Origin of the sequence: Candidatus Stoquefichus massiliensis AP9, assembly GCF_000455285.1 — a bacterium.
GTDB classification, from domain to species: domain Bacteria; phylum Bacillota_I; class Bacilli_A; order Erysipelotrichales; family Coprobacillaceae; genus Stoquefichus; species Stoquefichus massiliensis.
Genome location: NZ_HG005284.1, coordinates 116,497 through 119,592 on the forward strand (window position 1 = coordinate 116,497; position 3,096 = coordinate 119,592).

General features: G+C 30.1%; 3 protein-coding genes. All 3 read right to left on the reverse strand.

Translation table 11 applies throughout. From position 1 onward, the window contains the following. Positions 1 to 443, reverse strand: a 443-nt coding sequence (locus tag BN350_RS18080) for a helix-turn-helix domain-containing protein (RefSeq protein WP_044600004.1), incomplete at its 3' end; no start/stop codon positions are given. A gap of 65 nt (positions 444 to 508) precedes the next feature. Continuing rightward, positions 509 to 2,755 carry an ABC transporter permease gene (locus BN350_RS00620; protein ID WP_028041863.1) on the reverse strand — a complete coding sequence of 749 codons (2,247 nt, stop codon included), beginning with the start codon at positions 2,753 to 2,755 and terminating at the stop codon, positions 509 to 511. Between the two features lie 9 nt (positions 2,756 to 2,764). Beyond that, the coding region (locus BN350_RS21145) for an ABC transporter ATP-binding protein (RefSeq protein ID WP_044600005.1) at positions 2,765 to 3,096 on the reverse strand (332 nt) is incomplete at its 5' end.

Genomic DNA, 3,096 nt, shown 5'->3' on the forward strand with positions numbered 1-3,096 from the left:
TCATGATTTAAATCATGTTCTTCTATCTCTAAAACCATCTGAGATGTGACTAAGGGAACATTTTGATCAATTAAAGTATAATTTAAACTTAAATCAATTTTTTGAAAATGATCAAGAGTCATCTTTTGTTGACGATATTGTTTAGGCGTTATTCCATAGATTTCCTTAAACGCCCTTGTTAAAGAACTATGATTAATAAAACCACATTCTAATGCTATTTCAAGAATTCTTTTTGAAGATTTTTTCAATAACTCAGATGCCATTGCAGTTCTTCTGAGTTTCACATATTCATTCACTGTCTTATGTGTTAATCGATGAAATAATCTCTGATAATAATATTGAGATAAATGAGCAATTGATGCCAAAGTTTCCACATCAATTGTTTCCTGATAATGATTTTCAATATAATCTATTGATTCCTGAATTGCTTGCCATGCATACATATTCATCCCACCTTTCTTACTCAGTATAGCATGAGTTAGAGTCAGATGCTTATCTAGGAGTGCTCTTATTCCATATTTTTTAAAGATTCACTAATTTGAATTCTTTCTATCTGTTTTGTTAAAACAAAATTGATAATAAGATAAGTTAGCAATCCTGTTATAAAAACAAAACCATAGAGATAATAAGGAATATAAGCTTCCATATAACCTGTAAACTGCATAAATGCAAATTGTAATATCAATTGTAATCCTATTGTACAAATGGGAATTGTCAACAATAATGATATTACAACAACTCTTGTTGTTGCACGTAAATAGAGTTGCTTGATTTCTTTATTGTTATAACCTATAACTTTGAGAAATGACATACAGAGATGATTACGGTCTAGAATCAGTTTTGTGAGAATATAAATCACTACAAAGTAAACAACTAATGATACACTGATTAAAATAGGAATCATCTGAGAAAACGTTGTTGTCATTTGCTCCCCGATCTTTGTCATATCTGCTTTGGTGATGAATGATTGAATATATGATTCATCCATATCAAGATGTGTATTTGACAAATATCCATTAAAATAATCTTGATTTTCGCCTAGCATTTCATTGCATAATTTTTGTGACATATAAGCAGATAATGTTCCTTTATCATCATTCATATGCTCAACAACCAAATGATATTTTTTCTCTGTATATGGATTTGTCATAAAAATTTCATCACCTTTTTCAACATCTAATTTATGTGCCAAATCATAGCTGATAATGATATGATTTTTTTCTTTTGGTAAATCATCATGATAATATTGACTTTCTTGAACAATTCCATAAATTGTCACATCTAAATCTATATCTGCTTGCTGATTATATGTTTCTAATGTTGCCATTGTGACCTTTTCAGCATCATCTCTTTCTATTGGTACCTTGACAATATATTGATACTCAGCATGAATACTTTTTTCCATATTCTCGAGATAATGTTCAATCGTAGGGGTGAGCATAAACCCAAAAAGAAATAGAAAACTGGCAAAAATAATACCTAGACTTAACATGAAATATATACCCTTATTTTGTAGAAGAACACGTTGCTGAAAACGTTTAATAAATGAATTCTTTTTTAAATGAATATATCTTTTCTGTTTTTGTTTATGAAAACTTCTTCTTAAAAAACGTAAGGGAGACATTCGCAATTTATAGTATAGCATCAAGTACAATACAATCATCATAAATAGAACAGGGATAATGGTTGTTGAAAAAAATGCTTCCTTCATAAATTGAATTTCTAAAGGTGGTAAACAATAACTATTTTTATACATTTGTGCAAAGAGTGGTGGAAATAATGTATAACCAATAATATTTCCAATTATACTACCAATTATTGTTATAAAAAGTGGTAACATCATATAATGATGAACAACTTCTTTTTTGGTGTATCCGTTTGCAAGTAAGGTGCCAATGACTGGTGCCTCTTCTTCAATAATTGTTTGATTAATAACAACAAATATAAAAGCCAAAATAACCACCATCATATAAAGAAGAGTTTGAATCATTGGAATATCACTACCTAAGTCCTGAGAGAGAAAGGAAATGCACTGATTCATTTGAGATGTCATCATTTGTGTCAACTGATAGCCATGATTTATACAAATATCCTTCATTTCATTTAATAAATCGTAATTTTCTTTTTCTCTTAATTTCTGATGGGTGAGATAACTATATTGATAAGAAATGTTATGACCAGCATAATCATTAAATGTTTCATCATCAATAATGGCTATCCCAAAATGAATAGGATCCATCATCAAATCTCCACTTTTTTGAATCAATGCACTATAATCTGGAACCGAAATAAAACCAACAATCTTGACATTAAACTGATTGATTTGCATTGTTGATCCTATTTCAAAATGATTCTTATCTGCAAATAGGCGATCTAATGCGATTTCATATTTTTCTTCTGGTAGTCTTCCTGCATGGATTGTTGCTTGATTCACATCACAACGATTTTTAAATAAACGTATTGTTGTATTTTCATAAATATCCTGTTCACTATAAAAATTTTCATATAAAGAAACCGATTTCTTTTCAATATCCTCAATAGTCTTTTGATTTAATTTTTTTCCAACAATGATTTGACCATCTTCTACATGACATTCTTTCTGGTTGATAGACAAGGCATCCTTATTCCCATAGGCAACAATCAAAAATCCAGAAACAGCCCCAATCATCACAATCAAAATAAGCATAATTGATAAGTATCGAGTTGCATTTTGTCGAAATTCTTTTGTAAGAGTTTTATAAAGTGGATTTCGCATCATCATCACCTACCATTCGATCTCTGAAACAGATAAGGGATTTTGATTGATGTGTATTTCCACAATACGACCGTCTTTTAAATACATAACACGATCAGCCATTGCAGCAATTGCATCATTATGTGTGACAATTAAAATTGTTGTACCATAATCATGGTGAAGTGATTCTAATAACTCCAAAATATCTTTAGAGGTATAATAATCTAAAGCACCAGTTGGCTCATCACAGAGTAATAAACTTGGTTTTTTTGCCAAAGCACGACCAATAGCTGTTCGTTGCTGCTGTCCACCCGATAACTGATTTGGATATTTATTTTGATGTTCTTTAAGTCCCAGCTTAT

What these genes read in the sequence shown, in the direction of transcription:
- BN350_RS00620 (WP_028041863.1), bottom strand. Translation starts at nt 2,755, where the DNA reads ATGCGAAATCCACTTTATAAAACTCTTACAAAAGAATTTCGACAAAAT.